24 protein-coding genes and 2 tRNA genes are annotated in these 24,756 nt (G+C 47.8%); 14 read left to right on the top strand and 12 right to left on the bottom strand.

All coding sequences use genetic code 11. The features are described 5' to 3' along the window. Positions 1–87: 87 nt before the first annotated feature. From MK185_02105 to MK185_02095, 3 genes are all read right to left on the bottom strand, one after another. The gene (locus tag MK185_02105; protein ID MCH2039413.1) at positions 88–456 is read right to left on the bottom strand and encodes a hypothetical protein; all 369 of its coding nucleotides are present in this window, start codon (positions 454–456) and stop codon (positions 88–90) included. A 94-nt stretch (positions 457–550) separates the two neighbouring features. After that, a complete protein-coding gene (locus MK185_02100; protein MCH2039412.1) occupies positions 551–1,279 on the bottom strand; it encodes a DJ-1/PfpI family protein in 729 nt (242 codons plus the stop codon). Positions 1,280–1,541: 262 nt separating this feature from the next. Continuing rightward, positions 1,542–1,979: an acyl-CoA thioesterase gene (locus MK185_02095; GenBank protein ID MCH2039411.1), complete on the bottom strand. Its 438-nt coding sequence runs from the start codon at positions 1,977–1,979 to the stop codon at positions 1,542–1,544. Between the two features lie 113 nt (positions 1,980–2,092). Here MK185_02095 and MK185_02090 point away from each other — a divergent pair, with 113 nt between their 5' ends. Beyond that, the gene (locus MK185_02090) at positions 2,093–3,031 is read left to right on the top strand and encodes a LysR family transcriptional regulator (GenBank protein MCH2039410.1); all 939 of its coding nucleotides are present in this window, start codon (positions 2,093–2,095) and stop codon (positions 3,029–3,031) included. A gap of 62 nt (positions 3,032–3,093) precedes the next feature. Here the strand turns inward: MK185_02090 and MK185_02085 are convergent, their stop codons facing one another. After that, on the bottom strand, positions 3,094–4,143 hold the full coding sequence (locus MK185_02085; GenBank protein MCH2039409.1) for an AraC family transcriptional regulator: 1,050 nt from the start codon (positions 4,141–4,143) through the stop codon (positions 3,094–3,096). Between the two features lie 235 nt (positions 4,144–4,378). Between MK185_02085 and MK185_02080 the strand changes: the two genes are divergently transcribed. The 5 genes from MK185_02080 (at position 4,379) to MK185_02060 (ending at position 8,991) form a co-directional block, all read left to right on the top strand. Continuing rightward, positions 4,379–4,455 (top strand) — tRNA-Met (locus MK185_02080). Positions 4,456–4,579: 124 nt separating this feature from the next. Beyond that, positions 4,580–4,656, top strand: a tRNA-Met gene (locus MK185_02075). A 317-nt stretch (positions 4,657–4,973) separates the two neighbouring features. Next, positions 4,974–5,426 carry a hypothetical protein gene (locus MK185_02070; GenBank protein ID MCH2039408.1) on the top strand — a complete coding sequence of 151 codons (453 nt, stop codon included), beginning with the start codon at positions 4,974–4,976 and terminating at the stop codon, positions 5,424–5,426. A 182-nt stretch (positions 5,427–5,608) separates the two neighbouring features. Continuing rightward, positions 5,609–8,161 (top strand): penicillin acylase family protein, encoded by a 2,553-nt coding sequence (locus MK185_02065; GenBank protein ID MCH2039407.1) that lies wholly within the window; start codon positions 5,609–5,611, stop codon positions 8,159–8,161. Between the two features lie 101 nt (positions 8,162–8,262). Beyond that, complete coding sequence (locus MK185_02060; GenBank protein MCH2039406.1) at positions 8,263–8,991, top strand: SDR family NAD(P)-dependent oxidoreductase; 729 nt, start codon at positions 8,263–8,265, stop codon at positions 8,989–8,991. On the opposite strand, the gene folK is transcribed toward MK185_02060, so the two are convergent. Beyond that, positions 8,978–9,385, bottom strand: coding sequence for a 2-amino-4-hydroxy-6-hydroxymethyldihydropteridine diphosphokinase (folK, locus tag MK185_02055; GenBank protein MCH2039405.1), 408 nt, complete (start codon positions 9,383–9,385; stop codon positions 8,978–8,980). The two genes, MK185_02060 and folK, sit on opposite strands and share 14 nt — an antisense overlap. Positions 9,386–9,585: 200 nt before the next feature. Between folK and MK185_02050 the strand changes: the two genes are divergently transcribed. The 7 genes from MK185_02050 (at position 9,586) to MK185_02020 (ending at position 17,207) form a co-directional block, all read left to right on the top strand. Beyond that, positions 9,586–10,434, top strand: a complete 849-nt coding sequence (locus tag MK185_02050; GenBank protein MCH2039404.1) for a DNA ligase — start codon at positions 9,586–9,588, stop codon at positions 10,432–10,434. A gap of 12 nt (positions 10,435–10,446) precedes the next feature. Continuing rightward, the gene (gene recJ, locus MK185_02045; GenBank protein ID MCH2039403.1) at positions 10,447–12,171 is read left to right on the top strand and encodes a single-stranded-DNA-specific exonuclease RecJ; all 1,725 of its coding nucleotides are present in this window, start codon (positions 10,447–10,449) and stop codon (positions 12,169–12,171) included. A gap of 2 nt (positions 12,172–12,173) precedes the next feature. Continuing rightward, complete coding sequence (locus tag MK185_02040) at positions 12,174–12,620, top strand: DUF4124 domain-containing protein (protein ID MCH2039402.1); 447 nt, start codon at positions 12,174–12,176, stop codon at positions 12,618–12,620. 285 nt (positions 12,621–12,905) lie between these two features. Beyond that, entirely contained in the window at positions 12,906–13,739 is an 834-nt protein-coding gene (locus MK185_02035; GenBank protein ID MCH2039401.1) for an HDOD domain-containing protein, read from the top strand. A gap of 87 nt (positions 13,740–13,826) precedes the next feature. Continuing rightward, complete coding sequence (locus MK185_02030; GenBank protein ID MCH2039400.1) at positions 13,827–14,690, top strand: DMT family transporter; 864 nt, start codon at positions 13,827–13,829, stop codon at positions 14,688–14,690. Positions 14,691–14,785: 95 nt separating this feature from the next. Then, positions 14,786–15,292 carry a TIGR03546 family protein gene (locus MK185_02025; GenBank protein MCH2039399.1) on the top strand — a complete coding sequence of 169 codons (507 nt, stop codon included), beginning with the start codon at positions 14,786–14,788 and terminating at the stop codon, positions 15,290–15,292. A gap of 10 nt (positions 15,293–15,302) precedes the next feature. Further along, on the top strand, positions 15,303–17,207 hold the full coding sequence (locus tag MK185_02020) for a TIGR03545 family protein (GenBank protein ID MCH2039398.1): 1,905 nt from the start codon (positions 15,303–15,305) through the stop codon (positions 17,205–17,207). A gap of 49 nt (positions 17,208–17,256) precedes the next feature. Here the strand turns inward: MK185_02020 and MK185_02015 are convergent, their stop codons facing one another. From MK185_02015 to MK185_01995, 5 genes are read right to left on the bottom strand one after another with little or no spacing between them, the layout of a single operon-like run. Next, positions 17,257–17,949 carry a hypothetical protein gene (locus MK185_02015; protein MCH2039397.1) on the bottom strand — a complete coding sequence of 231 codons (693 nt, stop codon included), beginning with the start codon at positions 17,947–17,949 and terminating at the stop codon, positions 17,257–17,259. Further along, a complete protein-coding gene (locus tag MK185_02010) occupies positions 17,946–18,485 on the bottom strand; it encodes a sigma-70 family RNA polymerase sigma factor (GenBank protein MCH2039396.1) in 540 nt (179 codons plus the stop codon). Before MK185_02010 ends, MK185_02015 begins: the two co-directional genes overlap by 4 nt. Continuing rightward, entirely contained in the window at positions 18,478–19,014 is a 537-nt protein-coding gene (locus MK185_02005) for a DNA-binding domain-containing protein (GenBank protein MCH2039395.1), read from the bottom strand. Before MK185_02005 ends, MK185_02010 begins: the two co-directional genes overlap by 8 nt. Further along, positions 19,011–19,982, bottom strand: coding sequence for a DUF692 domain-containing protein (locus tag MK185_02000; protein ID MCH2039394.1), 972 nt, complete (start codon positions 19,980–19,982; stop codon positions 19,011–19,013). Before MK185_02000 ends, MK185_02005 begins: the two co-directional genes overlap by 4 nt. A 7-nt stretch (positions 19,983–19,989) precedes the next feature. Continuing rightward, positions 19,990–20,316, bottom strand: a complete 327-nt coding sequence (locus tag MK185_01995; GenBank protein ID MCH2039393.1) for a DUF2282 domain-containing protein — start codon at positions 20,314–20,316, stop codon at positions 19,990–19,992. Positions 20,317–20,429: 113 nt separating this feature from the next. Between MK185_01995 and MK185_01990 the strand changes: the two genes are divergently transcribed. Continuing rightward, positions 20,430–20,747 (top strand): hypothetical protein, encoded by a 318-nt coding sequence (locus tag MK185_01990; GenBank protein ID MCH2039392.1) that lies wholly within the window; start codon positions 20,430–20,432, stop codon positions 20,745–20,747. A 54-nt stretch (positions 20,748–20,801) separates the two neighbouring features. On the opposite strand, the gene MK185_01985 is transcribed toward MK185_01990, so the two are convergent. After that, positions 20,802–21,572: an SDR family oxidoreductase gene (locus MK185_01985; GenBank protein ID MCH2039391.1), complete on the bottom strand. Its 771-nt coding sequence runs from the start codon at positions 21,570–21,572 to the stop codon at positions 20,802–20,804. Positions 21,573–21,868: 296 nt separating this feature from the next. Next, on the bottom strand, positions 21,869–24,721 hold the full coding sequence (locus MK185_01980) for an insulinase family protein (GenBank protein MCH2039390.1): 2,853 nt from the start codon (positions 24,719–24,721) through the stop codon (positions 21,869–21,871). Positions 24,722–24,756 lie beyond the last annotated feature (35 nt).

Genomic DNA, 24,756 nt, shown 5'->3' with positions numbered 1-24,756 from the left:
TCTTCGCGGTGCCTTCGTTATGATACGTGTTATCGGTGATATAGCGGAATCATTCAGCGTCAGTTTGCCTGATTGAATAATAACCCGTTAACTGCTTAGGGCGACATATAAACTAAGGCCGGAGATTGCCCAGAAAAATATCCAGGAAACATGTTTGCCTTTGGTAAAAGCCGCTGAAAAAACACCACTCACTAAAAATACAGCTGCAATAACCATCAGTATTTGCCTCTGAATATGTTCGCCGGGGTTGGAGAGAATGAACAGAATACCTGCGAAGCCAAACCAGGCCACGGTTGTTAAATGCCAGGCAAATCTAAGAATTCTCTTAGTAAACCAGTCATCACCAAGTAGCTTTGGTAAATCCTGTCTAAATAGCCGGATCAGAATATAGCGTTCACCAAGATAAGAATGCACAAAGCCTAAAAATATTGCTATAAAAGCACCTGTAATCAGCATGTAAGCTCCTTTGATTATTACATTTTTTGATGGTTGATTTTTATTACGGAATGGTTTTGTAAGTTGCGATCATACGATCCTGACGAGAATTATCTCAGATTCTGCTTTTTGCGATTTTATTTCGCACCCTCTTTATTGTATGGCGCCATAGTATCAAAGGGATTGACAACATGTTTCTTCGATTTTTTGCTTCGTTTATCATTTGCAACTTTGCCAGGTTATAAACATTTTTTGACGCTTTAGTGGGGTGGCCTGAGTCTATTGGGGGAGTTGGGTCGTACTCTATAAGAAGCTGAATAATCTCGGCTCTTTCTTTACCATAGAGCTCCTGTACGATTGATAAAGCCAAATCGATACCTGCAGATACTCCAGCAGCTGTGATGACTTTTCCGGATTGTACGATTCTTTCATTCGGTTGTGGGTAGGCTCCGAATGCGCTTAGCTTTTTCTGGGCTATCCAATGTGTTGTTGCTGGCTTTCCTTCAATAATCCCAGCCGCAGCGAGAACTAAGGCACCGGAACACACAGAAAGAGTCAGCTTCGTTGTTTGATGAACAGATTGCAGCCATTCGATCAGTTTACCATCGGCCATGGCTGTCGTTGTATTAGCGGATGACCCTGGGACTAAGACAATATCTGGATTAAGGGTTTCTGAATAGGAATGTGTTGCTCCCATAACCAATACGCCACTATCTGTCGTGATCGGTTGTGGTTTATCACTTACAAATCGTATGTCTGCATCGGGAATAAAGCGCAAAACTTCGTAAGGGCCTACTGCGTCAAGAGCGGTAATTCCTTGGTAAAGTACTATAGCTATTTGCATTTAAATCACCTTAATCTGCTACAAATTAATGAATGACTGAGAATGATAGGTTGGAATTGCGAATGCACGAATTCTGTTATTCGTGGTTTAGTATTATCGCGATAACGTCATTATTCCTTTTTATGTGAACTTATTTTCCGAATGAGTTTTACAAGTCAAAACGATTCATTACCGGATGCCCCGCATTAGAATCAGATTGAACCTGATTCATTTATTAACACAGTTTAAAATGACCACTTTTATTATTTGAAATTTTTGGTTGCTATGGCTGCGCTGTTTCGTCTGGATTCCTGAAGGCGTCTGCTTGACGGACTTTTTCCGGTACCACGATTACCTTTCGCGCTATGATGTCCATCCAGGCAAACAATACACTGACGCGTGCTGCCAGTTCGCCGCTTTCTTTGTAGATGTTGTTGACCAGAGTGACGGTCTTATCAGAACCCGTTGGTTCTCCGGCCTCGACTGTAATGGATAGCACTTCGTTCATTTTTACTTCACGAAAATACTCTGTCGTTTCTTTGAATAGCACCGGGCCTGCGTTGTTCTCGCTGAGCCACTCTGGACCGATGCCTATTTCAGTAAGATAGCCAATTCGGGCATGAGCGGCCATATCAGCATACGCACTGTGGCGCATATGATTGTTTGCATCACAGTCTGCCCAGCGAACTTCAAATTCTTTGTTATACAGAGCCTGATTCATAAACTGTTTTCCCGATTACTCGATGGTGCCATTGTCGGGTTATTACATTGATAAGTGAAATTCATAATTGATATTGTTACTATGATTCTGAATCATCATGGAGTTGCTGCTTAATGGATTTACGTTTGTTGCGAAAGTTTGATATGAACTCGCTGGTGGTCCTTAAGGTGTTGCTCGATGAATGCCACGTGACCCGAGCAGCGCAGCAATTGAATCTGACACAGTCTGCGGTCAGTCGTAGTCTCGCTCGTTTGCGGCAGGCATTTGATGACCCACTGTTGGTCAGTGTTGGCAAGCAATTAACACTGACTCCTGCAGCGATTGAGTTGGTTGAACCATTGAATGCTCTGTTGAGCCAGGCCGAAGCTCTGCTTCAGCCACAGACCTTTGATCCTCAACGATTTCTTGGCAGTGTTCGTCTGGCGACTTCCGACTACGGTACCCATTCAATATTACCGAGGCTGATACCGATGCTGACCAGCGCAGCGCCTGGGGTTAAGCTGACGGCACTTGAATGGCCAAAAGATACACTCAGCGATCTCGAGCAGAATAAAGTTGATCTGATTATTGGTGGCGGCCACATTTCTGGCGGCGAAATATACCAGCGGGTTATGGCACGTGAGCCGATGTATGCACTGGTGCGAAGGGGACATCCGTTTGCTGCTGGTATAAACCTGAAGCAATATCTGTCACTGAAGCACATTATTATCAGTTCGACCGGACATGGTTTGACCGAAGTCGATCGTTTACTGAAAACGCAGGGTTTACAGCGCGACATAGCGGTGCGGGTTTCTCACTTCTTTGCGGCACTCGGGATCATCGCTAATACTGATCATATAATTTTGGTACCACAGCATTTTATAAAAAGGTACGTCAACCAAGATGATTTTGTGGTGTTGCCACCTCCATTTGAGGTACCGGACATGGAAGTGATTATGTTCTGGCATGCGCGTCTCCATAAAGACCCGTTTCACCAATGGTTTCGTCAGTTTATCGTTGATGAGTTATACGCTAAGCGCAGTCGTCACAACCAGACGCCTTTGACTACCTGAAGCTAAATACAAAAAAGCCCGGATGGACCGGGCTGTATTGATTTGGCGCTGTGCGTTTTGGTTTAACTAGCGACTGCTACTCCCTCTCGGGCACCCGACCGGTAGTTACGACGATAGGACGCCGGCGTTTCCCCAGTCCACTGTTTGAAGGCTCGCTCAAAGCCACGGCGGTCAGAAAATCCGAGGTCCAGCGCCAGTTGTTGCACATCGGTATGATTGTGTTGCAAAGCCTGTTTTGCTTTTTCCAGTCTCACTTCTTTGACCAGTGAAGAGAATTGGCAATCCTCTTCCTGTAAGCGGCGCGTCAGGGTTCGGCTGCTGGTATTTAACAGCTCGGCAACGGCGCCCTTAGTAATCGGCACAGACTCCGGCCATTGATGCAACACGTGCATAACTTTTTGACTGAAGGCCTTTAACCAACTGAAACGGGAAATAGCCTTCTCTGCCTGATTGCGCAATGCGTTATAAAGTACTGGATTGGCGTATGCCAAGGGTGCGTCCAGATGTTTGCCGCACGTGTTGATCCAGTTTTGCGGCTGGTTGAACTCTACCTTTACCCCAAAAAATTGGTCTAACTGGTCGCGATAAGTTGGCGGAGGGCAACGGAAACCAATCCCCTGAAGTTTGTAATAACTTCCACCGATAGCTTTCCCAACACTGTGAATGCCCGCTGCAATAAATTCCGCTCGTGCCTGATTGCCGAAGGTACTGCCGTCAGTAAGGTAAAAGACAACCTTGACCGACTCCTGACCGATGTAAAAATCGGGCGAGCGTGAATCACTGATCAACGAATAATAGCGACGCATAATCGCCAGCGCTTCACGACCCGTCTGACAGCTGCTTACCAGAAACCCTAATAAGTAAAAGCTGTGCAATTCGAGGCGCTGCCCGGCGTTCAGTCCGATGGCCGGTTCGTCCAGTAAGCGGCTGCATTGCTCAAGAATCCGATCAAAATTATGGATCGAAATACGCTGATTGGAACCGGTAACGGCATTGGCATCCAGGCCTGCAGAAGTCAGCAATTCATTGCCGGAAAAGCCCTTACTTTCCAATAGTCGGAGCAAAGGCTGCAGTGCCGCCGTTGTCATTGTATTGGGTGTATGTTGACTCATATTAATATGATGCTTTTGTCATTATTGTTATTCTTTAATGTCCAGAAATTAAGCTACCACCAGATGTAGTATTAGACTAGACGGGCAAAGGCATTTTTATGCAATTTTTCAGAAATATTTCTATTGTGTAATTAGTTAATTGCGGGAACTACTTACTGGAATGAAAAAAACTTGGTTTTTCAAAAAGTTAGTGTTGACACAATGATGGGATATCCGTAACATGCGCAGCCTCTGACGCGGGGTGGAGCAGCCTGGTAGCTCGTCGGGCTCATAACCCGAAGGTCGTCGGTTCGAATCCGGCCCCCGCAACCAACTTTACGTTGTCATTTTGATAGTAGAAAGAAGGTTATAAGTTCAGAAGTACAACGTCGGGTAGTATGCTCACTACCACTGTTATTATGGATTGCTCATATATCAGTACCGACTACAAAATTGACGCGGGGTGGAGCAGCCTGGTAGCTCGTCGGGCTCATAACCCGAAGGTCGTCGGTTCGAATCCGGCCCCCGCAACCAATTTGAAGATTAACCAGCCGCGAGCTGGTTTTTTTGGGTCTGAAATTTATGAATGGCCCGAAAACGACGATCAGAACGGCCGTCGAGCTAGGCGCCCCCGATCGAATCCGGCCCCCGCAACCAATTTAAAGATTCACCAGCCGCGAGCTGGTCTTTTAGGTCTGAAATTTATAAATTGCTCGAGAACGGTGATCAGAACGGCCGTCGAGCTAGGCGCCCCCGATCGAATCCTGCCCCGCAACCAATTTCAAGGTTAACCAGCCGAGAGCTGGTTCTTAGGCCTGAAATTTATACATTACCAGGACATAGGTAGCTGAATGGAATTTGATAGCTGGTCTACACCCTTTGAAGAGGGCAATTTGTGGTTGATCGATTTATCTTGGGGGACCAAAGAGTGGACTCTGGAAAAACCGAACAAGGTAAAGTACATCGTCAGAGGCGACGCAAAACACGAACACCACGAGCTGGTTGCTCGCGTGTTTCACGAAGAATCGAAAACGGTATTCGAGCTATTATTCGAATCTGTTTGCGGATTCCGTTGTCTCGATGAGCATGGGTTAACAGAAGTCTGGAGCCTTGATCGACCGAGGTCAAACACGGTTAAAATAAAGGGCCATGGCTGGCACAACGAAAGTCCGCTGACCTTTTTCATGGGCAATGAGGGCGAATGGTCGCACTTATTAATTACTGCTGATGAATGTTTAGAAGTCATTTGTAGCGCAAGCCCCATCGTAAATGAAGTTGGTAGGGCAGAGGTAGTCGCTGTTTAGTATCAAGCTTATGCTGCGACAGCAATGACTAAACCCCAATGTGTATCTTCCCTGATGTGTCGCTACCAAGCCATTTTAGCGGGTTTGGGGTGATCCACTCTGTCTGAATTCACCCTGTCACCGCCATGAACCAGGGGGCATAATCCACGGCGCTAATAATTAGATAAAACAAGGAATTCACCATGAGTCTGGTTACTAAAATCAGTCGAGCAGTTGGGGTAGTGGCATTAGGGTCAGCATTAGTCGGTTGTGATGGCCTGTTTAACTACATTTCAGAAAGAAATCTTGACGACGTTAATACCGAAGTTGAAACCAGCGGGATTACTCAGGACGTAAAAATTCGCCGTGATGCATACGGTGTCCCCATGATTGAAGCGGATAATATTGGTGATCTGGCCTATGGCATGGGTTACTCCATGGCTCAGGACCGTCTCGCTGAAATGGTCGGAATGAACCTGTTATCCCGCGGTCGCCTGAGTGAAATGGCCGGACCAATGGCGCTGGAGATGGATATCTACATGCGCACCCTGGGGGTGACCGAAATTATTGAACAGCGTTACGCTGAACTGAATAACGATATAAAAGCACATCTGCAGCGCTTTACTGATGGGGTAAATGCCTATATTGACTCGCATGAAGATCGTTTACCGCTGGAACTGACTCTCAGTGGCTATCAGCCAGAAGCATGGCACGCCAGTAATACCATCGGAATTTTTGTGTTATTGAACCTCGGTGTTGGTTTTAATCTGCATGAAGAATTGGGTTTCCTGCAGTTTGCTCAGAAGTTTGGTTGGCAAAAAGCCGCTTATCTGGCACCGGTTTATCCGGATGAAAATATCGATTTTTCCGAGGCAGAAAAGATTTCCCAATTACAGTTCAGTGATGAAACGGTTGCTGCACTGAATCAACAATTGCAGCGTATTTCTGCGGTAGAGCAGCAATTAAAGGCTGTGAACGGTCAGGGAATTGCCGCGTCAAATAACTGGGCCGTGCATAAAAACAAAACACAAAATGGCGCCTCTCTGGTGACCAATGACACGCACTTATTGTTAACCCATCCATCGACCTGGACCTTAATGGAAGTGAAAAGCCCAGAGTATTCGGGAGTGGGGATTACTTTAGCGGGGGTTCCTGCGCTGGTTGCAGGTTACAACGGCCACATTGCCTGGGGTGAAACCATGGTAATGGCAGATACCATGGACATCTTTCTGGAGAAACTGCGTGATAACAGCGGCGTCACGGAATATTTGTATCAGGATAACTGGTACCCGGTAAACGAGCGTACTGAGGTTATCAGGGTCAAGGGGGAGGATGATGTTGAGCTTGTCGTTCAATCGACACGCCATGGGCCGCTGTTAAATACCGCACTGGCTGCAAAATCCAAGCATGAAATTGTGCCGCCAAGAATTGAAAGTGAATACGGTCTGGCGTTGGCCTGGACTGCGCAGTATGCCGATAAGACCATCGAATCCTTTTTCAGTCTTGGTCAGGCTAAGACTCTTGAGCAGGTCGAGCGAGCGCTAAATGGCGTTGGTTTTATTCATTTGAACGTTGTGTATGGCGATGCTGATAGTATTGGCTGGCAGGTTACCGGCACGTATCCATTGCGCAAAAAAGGCACTGGTCATTTTCCAAGTCCTGGCTGGACTGGCGAATACGATTGGACGGGTCCGTGGGGTGGTGACAATACGCCACGTCAGGTCAATCCGGAACAAGGGTGGCTGGGTACTGGCAATCATCGCACGGTTGAACCGGGCTTTTCTCCGACTTTGACCAGCTCTTGGTACTACCCGGAACGTTATGAACGTATTGCTCAGATGTTAAATACGTCGAAGAAGCATAATTACGCCAGCATGGAAGCGATGCAGGCTGACCGTCGCGATGTATTTATTGCCAAAGTTCAGCAGCGTTGGGCGGATGCGGATCAGTGGAAGAATATTGAAACGGCATTACAGCTGTTCGATGATGATGAGCAGGAAAATGCCCGTTTTATTCTTGAGCGCATGATGGAATTTAACGGTGAGATGCGTGAAACCTCAGCCAATGCGGCAATCTGGGGGGCGCTGGAGCACAGCTTGATCCGAGCAATTTTTCTTGATGAATTAGGCCCCGATGACAGCCATTTATGGCACGTATTTATGTCGGTGAATGGCCGTGCGTATTCAGCGTATCAGGATCATGTACTGGGTCGTGAAGGCGCGCCGTTCTGGGATGATGTATCCACTGAAGAGGTTGTCGAGCAGGAAGTCGATATTATTGTGCGGGCTGCGGCGGACGCCTATGTACACCTTGAGCAACAGCTCGGAGACGAGGTTGCGGATTGGCAGTGGGGCAAGCTGCTGACCTATCACTGGCAAACCAATTCGACCAAATTTCAGAAATACCTGTCCGGCGTAGAGGCTTATGCGGTCGGGAAACTGGCTGGATATACCGATCGTGGCCCTTATCCCGCGGGTGGCAACCGTAACACCCTGAATGTCGCAGGGCACGACCTGGGAACGGATTATAAGGTCTGGAATGTACCGGCAATGCGTATGATTGTGGATTTCAGTCAGGAAGAACCGCTCAGTTTAGTGGTGGCGGGTGGTCAGTCGGGCAATCCGGCGTCGCCGCATTATGATGACGGGATCAATTTATGGCTGAGTCGTAAAAATCGCAATTTACCCTTCAACTCAGATAAAAAAGTGAAAGCGCATTTTAATAATCTGACGTTGCTGAAAGCTGCTACTGAGTAAGGGCTGTTGATGCAATAAAAGCGGTGGCCGAATAAATTCCACCAAGCCATAATAACCCCGTAGCGGTATGTCCGTTACGGGGTTTTCTTTTTGGAGATGGTATGACGAATACAGTATTTATTTCCGGTGCGGGTAAGCGCCTTGGTAAGCAACTGGCAGAGCATTATCTGGCTCAGAAGTTTCGGGTAATCGCTCATTTTAATACAGTGAATGAATTACCGGATCATCCGTTATTAACCTGTATTCAGGCGGATCTATCGCATCCTCAGCAGTTACAAGAACTGTGTCAGCAACTCAAACAATATGGACCTTACAGCGGTGTTATTCATAACGCGTCATGCTTTGTCGCCGATCATGTGGCGGCCGATGCCGGTGAGTCTTTGACGGCGCATTTTCAGAAGCACTTCGCGGTTCATGCTCTGGCACCAATGGCGATTACAGAAGCATTGCAGGATAGCTGGTCAGAAAATAGTTGGATGACCGTGATTACAGACATTTACAGCGAAATTCCCAACGAGAAATTTGCGGTGTATTGTGCATCCAAAGCGGCGTTACAGAATTGGGCTTTGAGTATGGCGCAGCGTTTATCACCGCGGGTGCGAACTAATATTATTCAGCCCGGACCGATTCAGTTTTTACCAGAGCACAACGAGGCCTATCGCAACAAGGTATTGTCTCAATCATTAATTAAACATGAGCTGGGATACCAGGCCATAGTCGAAGCCTGTGATTACCTGGCAAACAGTCACGCGGTATGTGGCAATGTGATGCGGGTAGATGGCGGTCGTTTTGTCGCAAACCGGTATACCCAGACGTTCAGTTCTGAGTAATCCCGTTATTTTGCTCCAGCCATAATTGCTGAACTTGTTGATTGTAACTGTCCTCAAGTTCGGCATTAAGGCAAAGGTTCATCTCATCGGAACGATAGAGAATATCAATGTCAATTGTGCGGTCTTTCTCTTTTCTTTCGGGATTTTTTGCTTCCCGTCCAAGTGCGCGTTCGATATTTTGCAATTTTATTTTGAGAAAGTTCGGCTGCTGTTCGCTGTGCAAAATAACCAGCTGATTCATAAACGCAAAGTGGAAAGTATCACCCACTGCTTCGGTTGTAACGGCGGGCGATGCGGAAACAACTTCCCCCTGCTGTTGTAATAATTCCAAGGCTTTTCTGAGGTTATTCTCTGGTTCAATGTTGCTGCCTAAACCTAATAAAAAATAGCTCATGATTATTCCGTCGTGGGTACTTTTCCTGAGTGGTTAATAACTACAGTCGGTTTAAAACAAAAAAACTGTAAAAAGCTCTCGGCAAAAAGTCTGAATCTTGACAGGATGCCTAGAGTCTTATCTTTATGACTGCCAGATTAACAAATCAGAGCGTCGAGTGATATCGATTGTCGTCATGGATTGTCAGGGAGGGCAGCCCCATGGAAACCTATTTAACGATTTTGTTATTTTTCCTCGCCAGTTTGTGGCCAATTTATGCCGTTTCTAACCAGACGATGGCACCGCCTTTGATGCTGGCGCAGCAATACATTCAGGGTATTGACGTGAATAAGTATTTTGTCAGTGAAAAACTGGATGGTGTCCGTGCTTACTGGGATGGTCAGCAGCTACGTACGCGTTCCGGTCAGAAAATCGCGGCACCGGTATGGTTTTTAGCGGCTTTACCCAAAGATCGGTTAGATGGCGAACTCTGGTTAGGACGTGGACGATTTGACGAGATCAGTGGCCTGGTGCGTCGTAAAAAACCGAAAGATGCTGATTGGGCCAACGTCCGATATATGGTTTATGACCTGCCGGATATGGTGGCACCGTTTTACGAACGACTCTGGGTCTTGCGTACGCTGGTTGCAGAGCAGCGTAAACCCTGGCTGAAAGCGGTTGATCAGAGAAAGCTGAACTCAGAGCAGGAGCTTAAAGATCGTTTGGCGCAGGTCGTGGTTGGCGGTGGCGAGGGGCTGATGTTGCGTCACTCGCGTGCCTATTATCAGGTGAACCGCAGCAACGATTTGCTCAAACTGAAACCATTGTACGACGCAGAGGCAACGGTTTTGGCGCATATTCCCGGAGAAGGGAAATACCAGGGGATGATGGGGTCTTTGCTGGTAAGAGACAGTGATGGCCGTGAGTTTCGGCTGGGCACCGGATTCACGGATCATGAGCGTCGCTATCCGCCGCAGATAGGCAGCTTGGTGACTTTCTCATTTAACGGTGTGACCAACTCGGGTGTGCCGCGGTTCGCGCGTTTCTTACGGGAGCGGTTGCCTGAGTGATATACTCGCACCATGACCAAGATTATTACCCGGCCAGTGCCCGATCAGTGGCAGCTTGGCGACATCCCTGAACGACTGCAGCGCATTTATGCCGCGCGAGGGGTTGTTCATGCTAACGAGCTTGAGCTGCAATTAAAGCAGCTTTTGCCCTGGCAAACTCTGAAAGGCATCAACACCGCAGTGGATTTATTACTGCCGGTTGTGCTGCAGCAGAAAAAGCTCCTGATCGTAGGTGATTTTGATGTTGATGGGGCTACCAGTACCGCCTTAGCTATCCGTGCATTGCGCTTATTAGGCGCGGTCAACCTCGATTATCTGGTGCCCAATCGGTTTGATTTTGGCTATGGCTTATCGCCTGAATTGGTTGAGGTTGCGCGCCAGAGGTCACCCGATCTGATTATGACGGTTGATAATGGCATTGCATCTGTGGCGGGTGTCGCGGCGGCGGCGGAGTGTGGCATTCCGGTGCTGGTCACCGACCACCATTTGCCGGGAGAACAGCTACCGGATGCCGCTGCGATTGTTAATCCGAATCAGCCAGGGTGCCAGTTTGCCAGTAAATCCGCTTGTGGCTGCACCGTAGTGTTTTATGTGATGCTGGCGTTACGCGCACGTTTGAACGAGACGCACAATCTCAGTCAGCCGGTCAATATGGCACAGTTGTTAGATTTGGTGGCACTGGCGACAGTTGCTGATGTGGTTCCGCTGGATTTCAACAATCGGATTCTGGTGGAGCAGGGGCTTCGCCGCATACGTGCTGGCCAGGTTCAAGCAGGTATGGATGCGTTATTGCGTTTAGCTGGCAAAGTACCTCAAACCATTGTGTCGTCGGATTTTGGTTTTGCTTTGGGACCGCGGTTGAATGCTGCAGGACGGCTTGATGATATGTCATTGGGGATAGAATGCCTGCTGACCGATGATCCATCTCTGGCTGTATCAATGGCTCAAGAGCTGGATGAAATGAATCGCAACCGGCGTGAAATAGAGCAGGGCATGCAGCAGGAAGCCCTGAATTACCTGAAAGACTTCTCCGTGGATAACTTGCCGGTGGGTGTATGTTTGTACCAGCCCGACTGGCACCAGGGGGTTATTGGAATTCTCGCGTCCCGTATTAAGGATAAAGTGCATCGTCCGGTAATTGCTTTTGCAGCGGATAGTGATGCGGACGAGCCGGAACTGAAAGGATCTGCCCGCTCAATCGCCGGATTGCACATGCGAGATGCGCTCGATGAAGTTGATAAACAGTATCCGGGCCTGATCAAAAAATTTGGTGGTCATGCTATGGCAGCGGGCCTGACATTAAATTCTGGTTGTTATCAGGCCTTCAGTACGGCTTTTAATCATGTGTGTGAGCGCCATCTAAGCAGCAGTCAGCTTGAGCAAAATATTGACAGCGATGGAGAACTGCTGGTGTCGGAATATACGCTTGAGCTGGCGCAGCAACTGCGCTGGGCCGGTCCTTGGGGGCAGAACTTTCCCGAACCTGTGTTTCACGGTCGTTTCCGCGTATTACAGCAACGCATCGTTGGTGAGCGGCATTTAAAAATGGTGTTGCAGCCACACGGGAGCGATCAACTGTTGGATGCTATCCAGTTTAACATTGACCCGCAGCGTTGGCCGAATCTGAATATTGACCAGGTGACAGCTGCGTTTCAGCTGGATGTGAACGAATTTCGTGGTCAGATCAATGTGCAACTATTGGTGAGATATCTGGAAACTGACATAGGAAATGTCTGACAATGAAATTGTTAACAGGGATGTTATTGCTGCTGTTGTTAACCCCGGTAATGGCGGAAGTGTATCAGTGGCGCGATGAACATGGGCGACTGCAGTTTTCGGATTCGCCACCCGCGCAGCAATCGGGGAAAGACACTCTAAGAGTAGAGACTATCAAGCTTGAACCCATCACTGAAATTCAATCAGTAAAACCCAAAGTAAGCCTGACCCCTGCTGGTCGTTGGCGCGAAAAGGAAGCCGCAGCCAAGTCCCGTAAGAAAAACCGGCGTCTGGAACGGGAACGGGAAGCGCGACGCTCAGCGGCTAACAAACGTCGGTGTAAGAATGCACGCTCGAAGTATCGCAGTCACCAGATGAAACCAGTGGCAGCAGGCAGTCTCAGCAGTCTGCGAAAGAAGCATGCCAGGCGTGAACGATTGAAACAAAAAATGAAGGCGTATTGCCACTGAGCACTGGTAATCGCGTGACTTACATGGGTGATCTGCTCCGTTGTTGTCATCGTAAATCGCCAAATATTCCGCCACTGCGCTAATTTATCGTTTTGTTCTGCGGTGACTCGCACGCCATATCTTCAGTTGCTTGCAAATAACTCGGGCGATGTGGTGTGCCCGGTGACAACAAAAGTGCGGCAAACAGACAACTTCCTTAACCACAATAAACAGAAAAAAGAGATACATTTCACAGATTTGTAACTAAACTCTTTTTGATAGGAATAATTACAAATCAAAGGCATTATGACTGAGAAGCTTATTATCCCACCGCGCCCGGAACTGCTGATGGAAATTCAGCAGTTACTGTCTGATGCCAATCCTGAAACCTCGGAACTTATTCGCCTTATCCGCCGCGATGTCGGCCTTTATACTGTGCTGCTATCGACGGTGAACAGTCCTTTGTTTCGTCGTCAGTTCCTGATTGAATCGGTTGAGCACGCGGTGGCAACGTTGGGTATTGAACGGGTTTCGAGTCTTGTTCAGGCAGTGGCTATGAGAACCTCCATCGATCCGGACGGGCGTTTGCTGCGTTTTTGGGAGGCGGCAACAGAGGTGGCAACAGTATGTCATCAGCTGGCTCACAGTACCCGATCTATGCCTGCCGATTCTGCGTATACCTTGGGTATGATGCATGATATTGGTGTAGCGGTGATGCTCGACAGTTTTGAAAACTACGATGTTGTTATCGGTGACGCCAACAGTTGTAATGCTGCTTTTATCCGACGGGTAGAGCGAAACAGTTTTGCAACTGATCGGTTTGAAATTGCCGGGCGATTGGCGAAAGAATGGTACATGCCGGGTGACGTCAGTGAAGCCCTGTTGTTGCAAGCCCATGCTCAGGCTGCGTTGATGGGGAATGCGACGGTCAGTAAAGAGGTCTTAACCGCCAACAGTTTGTTGATTCTGGCGAAAGATATCAGCGCAGAATATCAGAGTTATTGGAGCTTTGAGTCGCGCGATGCGCTCGCTAAACTGGTTGATAAGGCAACTGCTTACCTTGAAATTGATGAGGATGAGTATCTGGATATGAAAGATGATTTGGTTGAGCGACTGGTTTTGTCAGAAATAGACAACTGATTCCGTTAAATCCGGCTGAACTTCTGGCTGATTTCCGGTTCTCACTGCCCTGCTGCAGTATTTGATCAGAATATCCCGGAAATTGTTATGTTATATGTTCAGTTGACCATTGTGTTGTTGGCATTCGCCGCCAATTCTTTGCTATGTCGCTGGGCGCTGGATGTTCACCAGTTCGACCCGATGTTATTTTCCCTTGTCCGTCTTTCAAGTGGCGCCTTTATTCTGAGTATTTTACTGTATCGCTTCGTCCCAGCGAACTCTGAGGTCAATCTCGTGCCATGGCGAGAAGGACACTTCTGGAAACTGGGTGCGGCCCTGGCCATTTATGCTGTGGGTTTTTCCTGGGCCTATTTGCAACTGGACACCGGTGTTGGTGCTTTTATCTTATTTGCCACCATTCAGATTGTAATCCAGTTTGCGGCTTTCGTACTCGGTGAGCGCCTATCCTTGGTGCAATGGGCTGGGGTTATTATTTCATTGGCGGGCTTGAGCTGGCTGTTACTGCCCAATTCCGCGGCGCCTGACCTGTTTTCCGCTGGACTGATGTTGGTTGCAGCATCAGGCTGGAGCTGGTTTGTGATGCTGGGGAAGCAATCGCAACGGCCGCTACAGGATGTTCAACAGGCATTTGTGGCAGCTTCAGTCATCACATTGCTGTTGTCTCCTTTGTTGTTACAGGACTGGTCACATTGGCACTGGATACCTTGGGTGCTGGCCCTGGTGTCGGGTGTTGTGGCTTCGGGGCTGGGGTATTTCCTCTGGTATCGTATTCTGCCCAGACTGGGATTGAGTAAAGCAGCACAATTTCAGCTACTGGTTCCGGTTATTTCTCTGTTGATGGGCATGATTTTTCTTGGTGAAACACTGAGCCAGCATGCGCTGGAGGCAATGGTATTGATTACAACCGGTGTGGCTTTATCGACGGTAATTCACCGCACCTCTCTGCGCTGAGGCTATGATCATTAGCTACCGAGGTTATCAGTAGCTGGAATTCTGATGATATCGCGTTATAGTCTCGGCATAACCGAATTTCCAAGGATGCTCTTATGCTCACCATGTTAGCCAAGCTGTTGAAAGCGCTGAACTCAGAGTCAGCGCCAGGACAAATAGCTCTGGCATTCGCACTGGCTGTGATTGTCGGATTGACCCCACTAATGAGCTTTCACAATGTGATTGTATTGCTGTTGGCTTTTATTCTGAGAATTAATTTGTCGGCATTCTTTCTTGGTGTGGCGTTCTTCTCCGGCCTTGGCTACCTGATTGATCCATACTCTGTGAAATTGGGTGAAAGTCTGCTTCAGAATCCCGACTTAGTACCGACCTGGACCGAGCTTTATCAGAACGATTGGTGGCGTATGACGGCATTTAATAACACACTGACGCTGGGTGGTTTGTTGTTATCGTTGGTGGCTTTTATTCCGGTATTTATCATTTCCAGAATTCTGGTAAATACCTACCGCGATAAATTACTGGCCTGGTTTGAGAAACTGAAAATTTCGAAAATATTAAAGGCCAGCAAGTTTTACGGTTTGTATAAGTCACTGGCGGATTAAGGAGTAAGGCATGAAACAGTGGATTCGCTGGTCAGGATTAATCGGATTTGTGGTCACTCTGGCAGGGTTGATGGCTTTTTTATTATTTGCCGCAGGACCCATTATTAAAAGCAGCATAGAGCACTTTGGCAGTCAGGCGGCCGGAGCAAAAGTCAGTGTTGAAGATGTTCATGTCAGTTTGAGCCCTTTGGGAGTGACGCTCGATAATCTGGAAATTGCTGATGCTGATAAGCCGATGGAGAACCTGATTCAGCTTGATCAGGCTGTTGCTCAACTGGAACTGGCCCCCGTGTTATTGGGCAAGGGCATTGTAAAAGATTTGTCGGTTAATAATCTGCAGTTTAATACCCCTCGTTCAGAATCGGGAAAGCTGGAGATCACTGATGAAATGGATAGCGACACACACGACAGCGAAACAAACGCTGATGGCGCTGATGGCGCTGCGAAGGATTCGTCACCGTCTATTGCCAGCGTTCCTTCGGTTGATGAGATTCTGGCACGTGAACCACTTAAGACGGAACAGGCTGGTCAAGATGTCCAGCAGGCATTCGACGACAGCAAAGCATCGATTGATCAGGCAACAGCTGCGGTTCCGGATAGCAAACAGCTGGCGCGTTATGAGGACGAATTAAAGGCGTTGTTGTCTACCGATATCAAATCACTGGATGACTTCAAGCAGCGCAAACAACAGTTGGATGCGCTGAAGAAACAATTCCGACAGGACAAAGATGCGGTATCGCAAGCGAAAGCGGTGATCAGTAACAGCCGCCGCGAGCTTGCCGAAAAATTGAGCGAACTAAAGAAAGCACCGGGACAGGACGTCGCGACAATTAAAGGTAAATATCAGTTTGATGCTCAGGGAGCAGCAAATCTGAGCGCACTGTTGTTCGGTAACGAGGCTGGTGAATGGGCGAACAAGGCGCTGTACTGGTATGAGAAAGTGAAACCGTATCTGGCTTCTGACGAAGAAGAGGTCGCAGATGCCAGTACGTCGGCTGCGGCACAGCGTTCGACGGGACGTTTTATTCATTTTCCATCGGATGATCCATGGCCAGAATTCCTGATTCGCAAAGCCACGATGAGCGCCCCGATGTTGGGGGGATCACTGGAAATTAATGCGCTGGATATGACTCACCAGCAAGACGTGCTTGGCCGTCCTGCGCACATTACTCTGCAGGGACAGCAGCTGACGGATATCGAAGACCTGAATATCGATGTGGTGCTGGATCACCGGCAGGGAATAAACCGCGATAACGTTACCCTGACGGTGAAAGACTGGACGGTGCGTGATATTAACTTAGGCATCGCTGGCAGCAAGCTCGACAGCGCTTTGTTTCAGGTGCAAGGACTGGCCGTTGTTTCTTCAGGAACTCTTCAGGCGCAAGCCGATGCGCAAGTTTCACAGGCGCAGTTTGGTGGACAAGGGAAAACCAGCTTTGCCAAAGAAACAAATCTGGCACTGGCGAAGATTAATCAATTCAATATTAATGCGAAGGCAAATGGCAGCATCACTTCCCCCGATGTTGAATTGGGTTCCGATCTGGATAAGCGATTGAATCAGGCATTTAAGCAGCGCCTAAAAGATAAGCAAAATGAACTGGAAAGGAAACTGGAAAAACGGTTACAGGAAAAAATGCAGTCTTACCTCGGCGATTATTCAGATGACCTGCAACAGCTGAACTCGCTAGATAATTCGCTTGATGAAAAAACGGCCGAACTGCAAAAGATGGCAGACAGTAAACTTAAAGATTTCGAGGCTCAGCAGCGTGCTAAAGCGCAAGCAAAGGCCAAAGCTGAGGAGGAAAAAGCAAAGCGGAAACTGGAAGCCGAAAAACGCAAAGCCGACGAGAAAGCAAAGAAAAAACAGAAAGAGCTGGAGCGCAAAGCCAAAGAAAAGCTGAAAAGTCTGTTTTGAGCCAATGTCAGATAAAAACGGCCTGATGGCCGTTTTTTTTGTGGGCTTGTTATGGTTTGCTCACCAGTACCATTAATAACCCATGTTCCTGCCAGAGCTGAATGTTTAAGCCTTTAAGATGCAGTGTCTCCGGCTCTGGTTGGTGTGCAATATCGGCAATATTTCCGTGCAGCGCCTTGTCGTAAGGAACCTGATAGAGCGTCTGAATATCATGTTTGCGGTAACGCAATTGAGCTGCTGTTACGCCTTTGATCGAACAGTAGCGACCACCAAGCAGATACCTTTCAGTCAATGTTAATGTGGTTTCCAACAAGCTGGATCGGGCAGGAGAGAAATCCAATTGAGAAAAATAGCCCTGAATATCCGCCATAGCATTGGTTTGTATATCCAGTGGTTTGAGCTTCAGATGATTTTTAACCACTTCATAGGCAATTTCCTCGCTGTAGTTATCAGGCTGTAACATGAACATTACCAACCCAATGGCGATGACCACCGAGGCTACCCAACCACTCACAGGTGATGCCATCCAATTAATCCATCTGGCCGCTTTCTTTTCAGTGATAGCTGCGTTAGTCGAGAGACTTTGCCGGTTATAATTATTGTTAGGTGTCTTATCTAATAATTCGTCTTGCAGTTGCAATAACTCCTGTAATTTTTGTTGCTCTAATTCAGGCTGCAGACAAATCTGGCGAACCGTATCGCGAAAAGGTTTATCACCCGGTGGGGGTTGTATCGGTTTCATTCGCCATGTCCTCCACAGGTGTGTTGGTAATTGCCACTGGTCGGTTTATTCATTGCATGCTGCAGTTGCTCGCAGCGTTTACGCAAGCGATGAATTCTCGACAGGAAGCTACCACGGGGCATATTCAGAATTTCGCAGGCCTCGTCTGTGGTATGACCCAGGACAGCCCAGTGGTACAGAATATCCCGATCCTTAGGCGCCAGTGTTTGCCATACTTGCTGAAGAATTTGTTGCTCGATATGAAGCTGCTCGATATCGACCGGTGAAATATCGTAGTCCTGCTGTTCTTCAAAGGATTCGTTGGGCCACCGCTGCTGATGTCGATATGAATCAATAAATCGATTACGGATAGTGCTGCGAAGATAAGCCATTTTATTAGTTATGGAATGTCCACGACGTATTGCTAACAGATAACGTTCCACCGCTGATTGAAGCAGGTCCTGGGCATCATCCGTCTGTTGGCATAATACCATTGCGTATTGAAATAGCTGTTGCAGCTCTTCTGGTAGCAGTCGGTTGTGATGATGTTCAGTCATGTGAACAGTCAGCCATTACTGAGTCCCTGACCCGGATACTGAAATGATCATCGGTGAGGTGGTAAATCAAATCAAAACACGTGTTCCGCTGGCCGGCTGCGCTGATATCGAGGTAAGGATGAAAATGTTGCAATGCGGGCAATAACTGCTCGGCGTGAGGCAGAGATTGTTGCATACAAGCGGTTTTTTGCTGGTAATACAGAGCAATCAGCTGATATTCGAACGTTGCCACCTGGCTGAGTAATGACCAGTCTTTGCTATCGGCTTTGACACCGTATTGCTGATGGTCGAGCAATAACGGGAACTGTTCACCGTGGGTATTAATATCCCAGTGATGCTGGTCGTTATGCTGTCGAAAACATTCGGCCAGAGCATAAAAGTCGTCATCACCACACAGGTGGTGAGTCAGTGGCAGATTATTTGCCAGCGCCTGATAATGGCTTGCCCGTTGATTATTGGCATACACCGGATGCTGCGCCAACGTCTGCTGACAAAATTGATCCAGGCTCTGTTGGTAAGCGACGCTCACAATAAAAGCTCCCTGGCGGCATTGTCTTGGTGGTTGTCTTTGATCCGGTCGTTTCTAAACCTGTTGTTTTCAACCGGGGTGCTTCTGTTCAAAGTACTTTCCATCAGCAATTGCGCTTTTTCACCTTGTTGTTGCAGTACCGAAAACGTCGGTAAGTTATTGTCCCATTCAATCAGACAGGGCGGAGCGGTTTTGGTTCGATGCTGTTTGGTGCTGTTGCTGCGCCAGTATTTGAGAAAGTCGCTATAGAGATCCCAGACCGGATCACAAATTTCGCTGCCGTGAGTATCCACCAGATATTCCCCTTGGCGGCTATGACCGGCCAGGTGCAGTTCACCGATGCTGTCTAAGGGAATATGCCGGATGAAATGTTCCAGCGATAAGTGAGTGTCTTTGGGAAAGTTCATTTGATTGACATAGATATTGTTGAGATCAAGCACCAGTCCACAGCCACTGTGGTGGCAAATGGCTGCGAGAAACTCGGCCTCACTCATCTCGCTTTCAGGGTAAGCACAATAGCGTGAGACATTCTCAATCAGAATTTTCCGGCCGAGAACATTTTGTACCTGATCAAGGCGGTCCACAAAGTGTTTTACGCCTTGTTGGGTGTAGGGAACCGGTAGCAAATCATGAAAATGCTGTCCTTGATGCGCGGTAAAGCAAGCGTGTTCAGAAACCAGTGCCGGTTGAAATTCATCAACGGCCCGTTTCAGCGCGGATAAATATTCCTGGTTCAGTTGGTCACTGCCACCGAGATTCAGACTCACACCATGAAAACTGAGTGGATAATGAGCGCTGATCTGATGCAATAAATCACGATTGAACGGTGCTCTCAGAAAATTGCAGACCGGCACTTCAAACCAGTTAATGGCAGGGCGGTGTTGCAATATATAACTTAAATGAGGAATACGCAGGCCTAAGCCTACGCCCTCTGCAGCGGTTATCCGGGTGTTGTTGACGCTTACCATCCTTGTCTTACTTTGCCGGTTTTACTTTAGCAACACGACCCCCGGTGATTTTTTCGCAGGTACCTTCAGGAACGTAGACCCATTCAGTGTCCATATTGTCCATTTTTGCCTGACCTGCGCAGCCATGTGAGCCATCGAGTGCGCCACAGTCATTCATACCTGCCTTTGCAATCCCCGCACACTTTTCCCAGGCTTTGGGAGTATCGGGCACTGCTTGTGCCGGAATTGCAGCCAGAGACGCCAGACCAGCCAGAGTGGCTGATAGTAATCGTTTGTTATTCATTGTCTGTTCCTCATCATTAATGCGAGCGCTGAATGCGATCGCGGTTTCCATCACTCACACCAGGGTGAGTACGGCTTCGAATAAGGGACGAAAGAACTTCAGATTTGATTGCATCCTTGTGTGACTGCCATAAAATGCCCGGCAAATAATGTTTCAGGTGTCGTATGCAAACCCGTTTATTAAGCAAAGCCGAATTTGATGCTACCCGCAGTGAGCCAAAGCGAGTTGAAGGTGGAGAACCGCCTATGGACTTCTGGGCCTATGTCGAAGCCATTCCTTCTGAGGATTTCGGAGTGGCAGACTGTCGCGAGGGGCAGGTCAGTCATGTATATCGCATGGGTGATGAATATGAACATATTCTGATCAATAGCCAATACAAAGGTCTGGCGATGGTGATCGTGATTGATCTCGGTGGAAAATGTGTTTACGGGCATTTCCTGCTGGATATTAATCCGCCAAACACTCAGCCACCGGAAGAATAATTTCAGGTAAAGAAAAGAGCATAGGATTGATAGTCCTATGCGCTGCTGTGATCGTCAGCCTCGATGCAATAATCGCATAATTCCGCCAGTGATACGCGTTGGTAGCAGTTCGCTGAAGAAGTAGGCAACTTTGAACTGCAGGCTAACGGCACGGTGGGTTTTTGGTTGTTCAATTTGCTTGAGAATTTCCGATACGACGTCGTTGGCACCGATATGTACACCCAGTTTCTCCAATACCGGCGCTGAGCTTTGTTGCGATTGCAGCATATGCGTATTCACAAACGGTGGCATCACATCACAGACTTTAATACCGTGCTCTTCCCATTCGATTCTCAAGCCTTCGGTGAGGCCACGGACCGCAAATTTGGATGCCGAATAAGAAGCCAGCATAGGAACACCATAGGTTGCCGAAGCTGAGCTCATATTAATCACCACGGCATTTTCGGTGTGCTTGAGATAAGGAAAGGCGGCCTGGCAGCAGTTAATCACGCCCGTTACGTTAATATTGATAATCTGCTGATGCCGCTGGTTGCTGATTTCTTCGAAGCGATCTATTTGCAAAATACCGGCGCTATTAAGCAACAGATTCAGTTGTTGGCCGTGCTGTTGAACAAATTCATTGACGCTTTGCTGGCATTGATCGATATTGGTCACATCCAATGCGTAGCAACAAACCCGTTGTTGATCCCAATCCTCAGTTTGTTGCTGCAGAGCAACCAGGTTGATATCTGCCAATGCCAGTGACCAGCCACGGTGATACAAAGCTTCTGCTGTGGCTTTACCAATACCGGAAGCGGCACCGGTAATAAATGCGGTTTGTGTCATGCTGATTTCCCTGTTGGATTGTGGTGTCCCTCTGATGCCTGCTGTCACTGGCATCGCTAACAATTTCCCTATGGATTGTAGAGCCATCAAAGCTCTGTCGATAGGTTCGAAGGTGCCGGATTCAACAGATTACATCGCAGATCATCAATCGATATTGGTGCCACCAAAACGATGACACTATTCGATACAGCCATCATGGCAGATCAGCGGCTGAGGGGGTTGAGCGAGGAATAAATTTCCGACAAACCGGTACTTGGAAGCAGTTCAGGTTTGCCGGAAGAGGTAATGACAAAAGGTTAATTTTTATCGGCTGCTGATTTTTTAACCGCTGTGGGCAGAGTAAAACGTGCCAGCTCATTGCGTTCGATCTCAGACAACTGCGCGACATCCTGCAATTCGCCACCCTGAACCATCATCAGCCATGGATGCTGCTTTTCACTGATCGCTTTTTTATACAGCGTAGTTATCTCATCCAGCGTCAGCGTTTCAACTTCTTTAGCAATCGACTCCATGGTATTGAATTGATAACGGTGTTGATTCAGTTCGCGCCAGAAACGACTGGCTTTTTCTGCCAGATTTTTCGGTTTTTCCAATAACAGATTGACTAATCCCTGCTTAAAGCTGGCAAACTCATCCGGTGTTAATGCTGCTAACTTTTCTTCATATTGTTTGAAAAAAGTTTCACTATGCTGCAATAACTGCTGCGGTGCCGTTTCCGGAGACTGAACAATGAAAGCCAGTGCGGGCACCGTTTGTTGTGGATAAGGAGTCGCAAATACGATGTAGCCCAACTGTTGTTCGGTGCGCATATACTGATAATACGGCGCCGATAAAATTTGCCCCAACAGACTGAAGCTGGCGCGGCTGCGATCGCTGCTGTCACTCCCCTGAATATACAGAGTAAAGGCATTATCCTGATGATCGAGCTGCAGTTGTTGCTGGAACAGACCAATCGGCGCCTGTAGCAGTTCTGCCGGAGATAATTGTTGGTTGTTAGCCGGGAAATACTGATTCACCATCGCCGCCATATCATGTGCCTGCTGTTCGTTCAGGTTCCCGTGAATATAAATTTCCTGAGCCAGCTTTTTGTGGAAATTTTCAGCAAACGTTAATACGTCCTGGCGTTCAACCGATGCAAGCTCAGCTAGCAGCTGTTGCTGATTAAAACTTGGCTCATACAACCAGTGCTTCAATTCCTCCAGTGTGCGGTGATACGGTTTGCCTTTTAACTGATTCTCCAATGCGCGCTGCAGCGAATTTTTGTAGCGAACGAACGCATCCTCATCCAGTTCAATCGTTTGCATTTCTGTCAGAATGCGGCTCAATAATTCCGGTAACTTATCCTGATAACCGCCAATATGCAGCAGCAGACCCTGGCCGGTAGTACTCAGGTTGTAACTTAAACCGGCCAGATAGGCTGGGTAGCTATAGGTATTCAGCGCTTCATTAACGGTGCGGCTGTATAGACGTGCCAGAACGCGTTCACGCGCCGAATTTTGTATGTCGTATTGTTCAAGCAACACTCTGACATGTGCTTTCGGTTGTTTAAAATCGGTATCGGCGTAGTACCACAATGAGCGGTTTGCTTCATCGATCAGTGCTTGAGGTATTGTCTGATTCGCCGCACTAATCAGCTCGAAGTTTTCCGGCACAAACGGATTGGCATCCGGTAAGTGCATCTGATCAAGACCGGTTGTCTCAGTATCCTGGCGGCTGTAACGACCAGGACGTAATCGAATATTGGTTTCGTACCAAGGGTCCTGAATATCCGTTGCAACATTCGGTGCAATCAGGGTTCGCAACATATTGTCTGAATTCAGAGCATCAAGGAATGGTTTTAATGTTGGCTGACTGATAGTCTGCCACTTGTAATCACCGTAGATGCTGTCGTGGGCCGGGTAAACCAACAAATTGCTGCTCAGGCGCACTACATAATCCGATAAACGGCTTTTTTCCTGGAACCGAAAGGCCAGTTCGCTTAATTGAGCCTGTTCTTCAATCAAGTAACCCGGTAACGGCTTGTCTTTCAGCAAGTCGATATAGTGCATCAACGCTTGGGTAACTTGCTCTGTGTGCAACAAGCCTTTTTTTGTCAGACTGATCTGCACCACCATCGTAGTTTCATTATCTGTCGCAAAAGAGCGGCCAGCGCTTAAACTTTCGGCCCAGCCTTTGTCTTTCAGAAACTCCAGCAGACTGCCTTCCCCTTCATGACCAAGCAAATTACTGATGACCTGAATCGGTTTAAATTCATAGAGGTGTTTTGATGGTGGTAGCGGGAAAGTGAATTGCAGGCGACGGATTTCCTTTACCGGTTCGATATTCATATCCAGCGGTAACTGGCCTTCAGTGAACAACGGTGCTTTGGACTTCACCGGTTGAGTCTCACGTTTTGGAACATCGGAGAAATGGGAAACAGCCCATTGCTCTAACTGGTCAAGTGAGTAATTGCCGGCAAGAACCAACGTCATTCGGTCTGATGAATAGTGTTCTGCATAAAACTTTAATAATTCATCACGGATTTTACTGCCTTCGCGATCGGATAGGGTATCCAGATTGCCGGTGGCAAAAGAAGCCAGAGGATGCTCAGGATTCATTGCCTGTTTTTCAGCAGAGTAGACGCGACGGAAATCGTCTTTGTATTTTGACTTATACTCCGCATGAACGGCATTTTTTTCCCGTTCAACAAACTGTTCATCAAACGTCGGAGAAATAAAGAAAGGTGCAAAACGATCCAGTGCACCTTTCATGTCTCGGTTATTGATGTCGAAGAAGTAGGTCGTCTGACCATAAGCTGTAAAGGCGTTGTGTGAGCCACCATTACGGGAAATATAGGCCTGATACTCACCGGCATCGGGAAATGGCTCGGTACCAAGAAACAGCATATGCTCAAGGAAGTGCGCCAGACCCTCGCGGCCTTTAGGGTCATCGCCGCTCCCGACTTCGACGGACACGGCTGCAGCGGCTTTTTCTGAATCCGGCGTTTGTACTAATAATGTGCGCAAGCCGTTATCCAGCTCGAGATAACGATAATCGTAGGCATCCGATGGACTAACGATTAGATCTGGCTGGTTCAGTTTTTTGTACATAGAAAAGACGATCGCTGCAAAGACGATGAGTAGAAAGGTCCAATAACGGGGTGACAGCATATCAGCTCCTGTGAATTACGCTGTGATATTTATTA

Source organism: Saccharospirillaceae bacterium (assembly GCA_022448365.1).
Taxonomy (GTDB): Bacteria; Pseudomonadota; Gammaproteobacteria; order Pseudomonadales; family Oceanobacteraceae; genus Bacterioplanoides.
This window is presented reverse-complemented; position numbering and strand designations above follow the sequence as displayed.

Bases quoted from the DNA above. Each gene is read 5' to 3' on its own strand.
- MK185_02050 (MCH2039404.1), top strand. From the start codon at position 9,586: ATGGAAACCTATTTAACGATTTTGTTATTTTTCCTCGCCAGTTTGTGG.
- MK185_02095 (MCH2039411.1), bottom strand. From the start codon at position 1,979: ATGAATCAGGCTCTGTATAACAAAGAATTTGAAGTTCGCTGGGCAGAC.
- MK185_02010 (MCH2039396.1), bottom strand. From the start codon at position 18,485: ATGACTGAACATCATCACAACCGACTGCTACCAGAAGAGCTGCAACAG.
- MK185_02040 (MCH2039402.1), top strand. From the start codon at position 12,174: ATGAAATTGTTAACAGGGATGTTATTGCTGCTGTTGTTAACCCCGGTA.
- MK185_02025 (MCH2039399.1), top strand. From the start codon at position 14,786: ATGCTCACCATGTTAGCCAAGCTGTTGAAAGCGCTGAACTCAGAGTCA.
- MK185_02090 (MCH2039410.1), top strand. From the start codon at position 2,093: ATGGATTTACGTTTGTTGCGAAAGTTTGATATGAACTCGCTGGTGGTC.
- MK185_02000 (MCH2039394.1), bottom strand. From the start codon at position 19,982: ATGGTAAGCGTCAACAACACCCGGATAACCGCTGCAGAGGGCGTAGGC.
- MK185_02035 (MCH2039401.1), top strand. From the start codon at position 12,906: ATGACTGAGAAGCTTATTATCCCACCGCGCCCGGAACTGCTGATGGAA.
- MK185_02015 (MCH2039397.1), bottom strand. From the start codon at position 17,949: ATGAAACCGATACAACCCCCACCGGGTGATAAACCTTTTCGCGATACG.
- MK185_02020 (MCH2039398.1), top strand. From the start codon at position 15,303: ATGAAACAGTGGATTCGCTGGTCAGGATTAATCGGATTTGTGGTCACT.
- MK185_02070 (MCH2039408.1), top strand. From the start codon at position 4,974: ATGGAATTTGATAGCTGGTCTACACCCTTTGAAGAGGGCAATTTGTGG.
- MK185_02065 (MCH2039407.1), top strand. From the start codon at position 5,609: ATGAGTCTGGTTACTAAAATCAGTCGAGCAGTTGGGGTAGTGGCATTA.
- MK185_02105 (MCH2039413.1), bottom strand. From the start codon at position 456: ATGCTGATTACAGGTGCTTTTATAGCAATATTTTTAGGCTTTGTGCAT.
- MK185_02060 (MCH2039406.1), top strand. From the start codon at position 8,263: ATGACGAATACAGTATTTATTTCCGGTGCGGGTAAGCGCCTTGGTAAG.
- MK185_01985 (MCH2039391.1), bottom strand. From the start codon at position 21,572: ATGACACAAACCGCATTTATTACCGGTGCCGCTTCCGGTATTGGTAAA.
- folK (MCH2039405.1), bottom strand. From the start codon at position 9,385: ATGAGCTATTTTTTATTAGGTTTAGGCAGCAACATTGAACCAGAGAAT.
- MK185_01995 (MCH2039393.1), bottom strand. From the start codon at position 20,316: ATGGAAACCGCGATCGCATTCAGCGCTCGCATTAATGATGAGGAACAG.
- MK185_02030 (MCH2039400.1), top strand. From the start codon at position 13,827: ATGTTATATGTTCAGTTGACCATTGTGTTGTTGGCATTCGCCGCCAAT.
- recJ (MCH2039403.1), top strand. From the start codon at position 10,447: ATGACCAAGATTATTACCCGGCCAGTGCCCGATCAGTGGCAGCTTGGC.
- MK185_01990 (MCH2039392.1), top strand. From the start codon at position 20,430: ATGCAAACCCGTTTATTAAGCAAAGCCGAATTTGATGCTACCCGCAGT.
- MK185_01980 (MCH2039390.1), bottom strand. From the start codon at position 24,721: ATGCTGTCACCCCGTTATTGGACCTTTCTACTCATCGTCTTTGCAGCG.
- MK185_02100 (MCH2039412.1), bottom strand. From the start codon at position 1,279: ATGCAAATAGCTATAGTACTTTACCAAGGAATTACCGCTCTTGACGCA.
- MK185_02085 (MCH2039409.1), bottom strand. From the start codon at position 4,143: ATGAGTCAACATACACCCAATACAATGACAACGGCGGCACTGCAGCCT.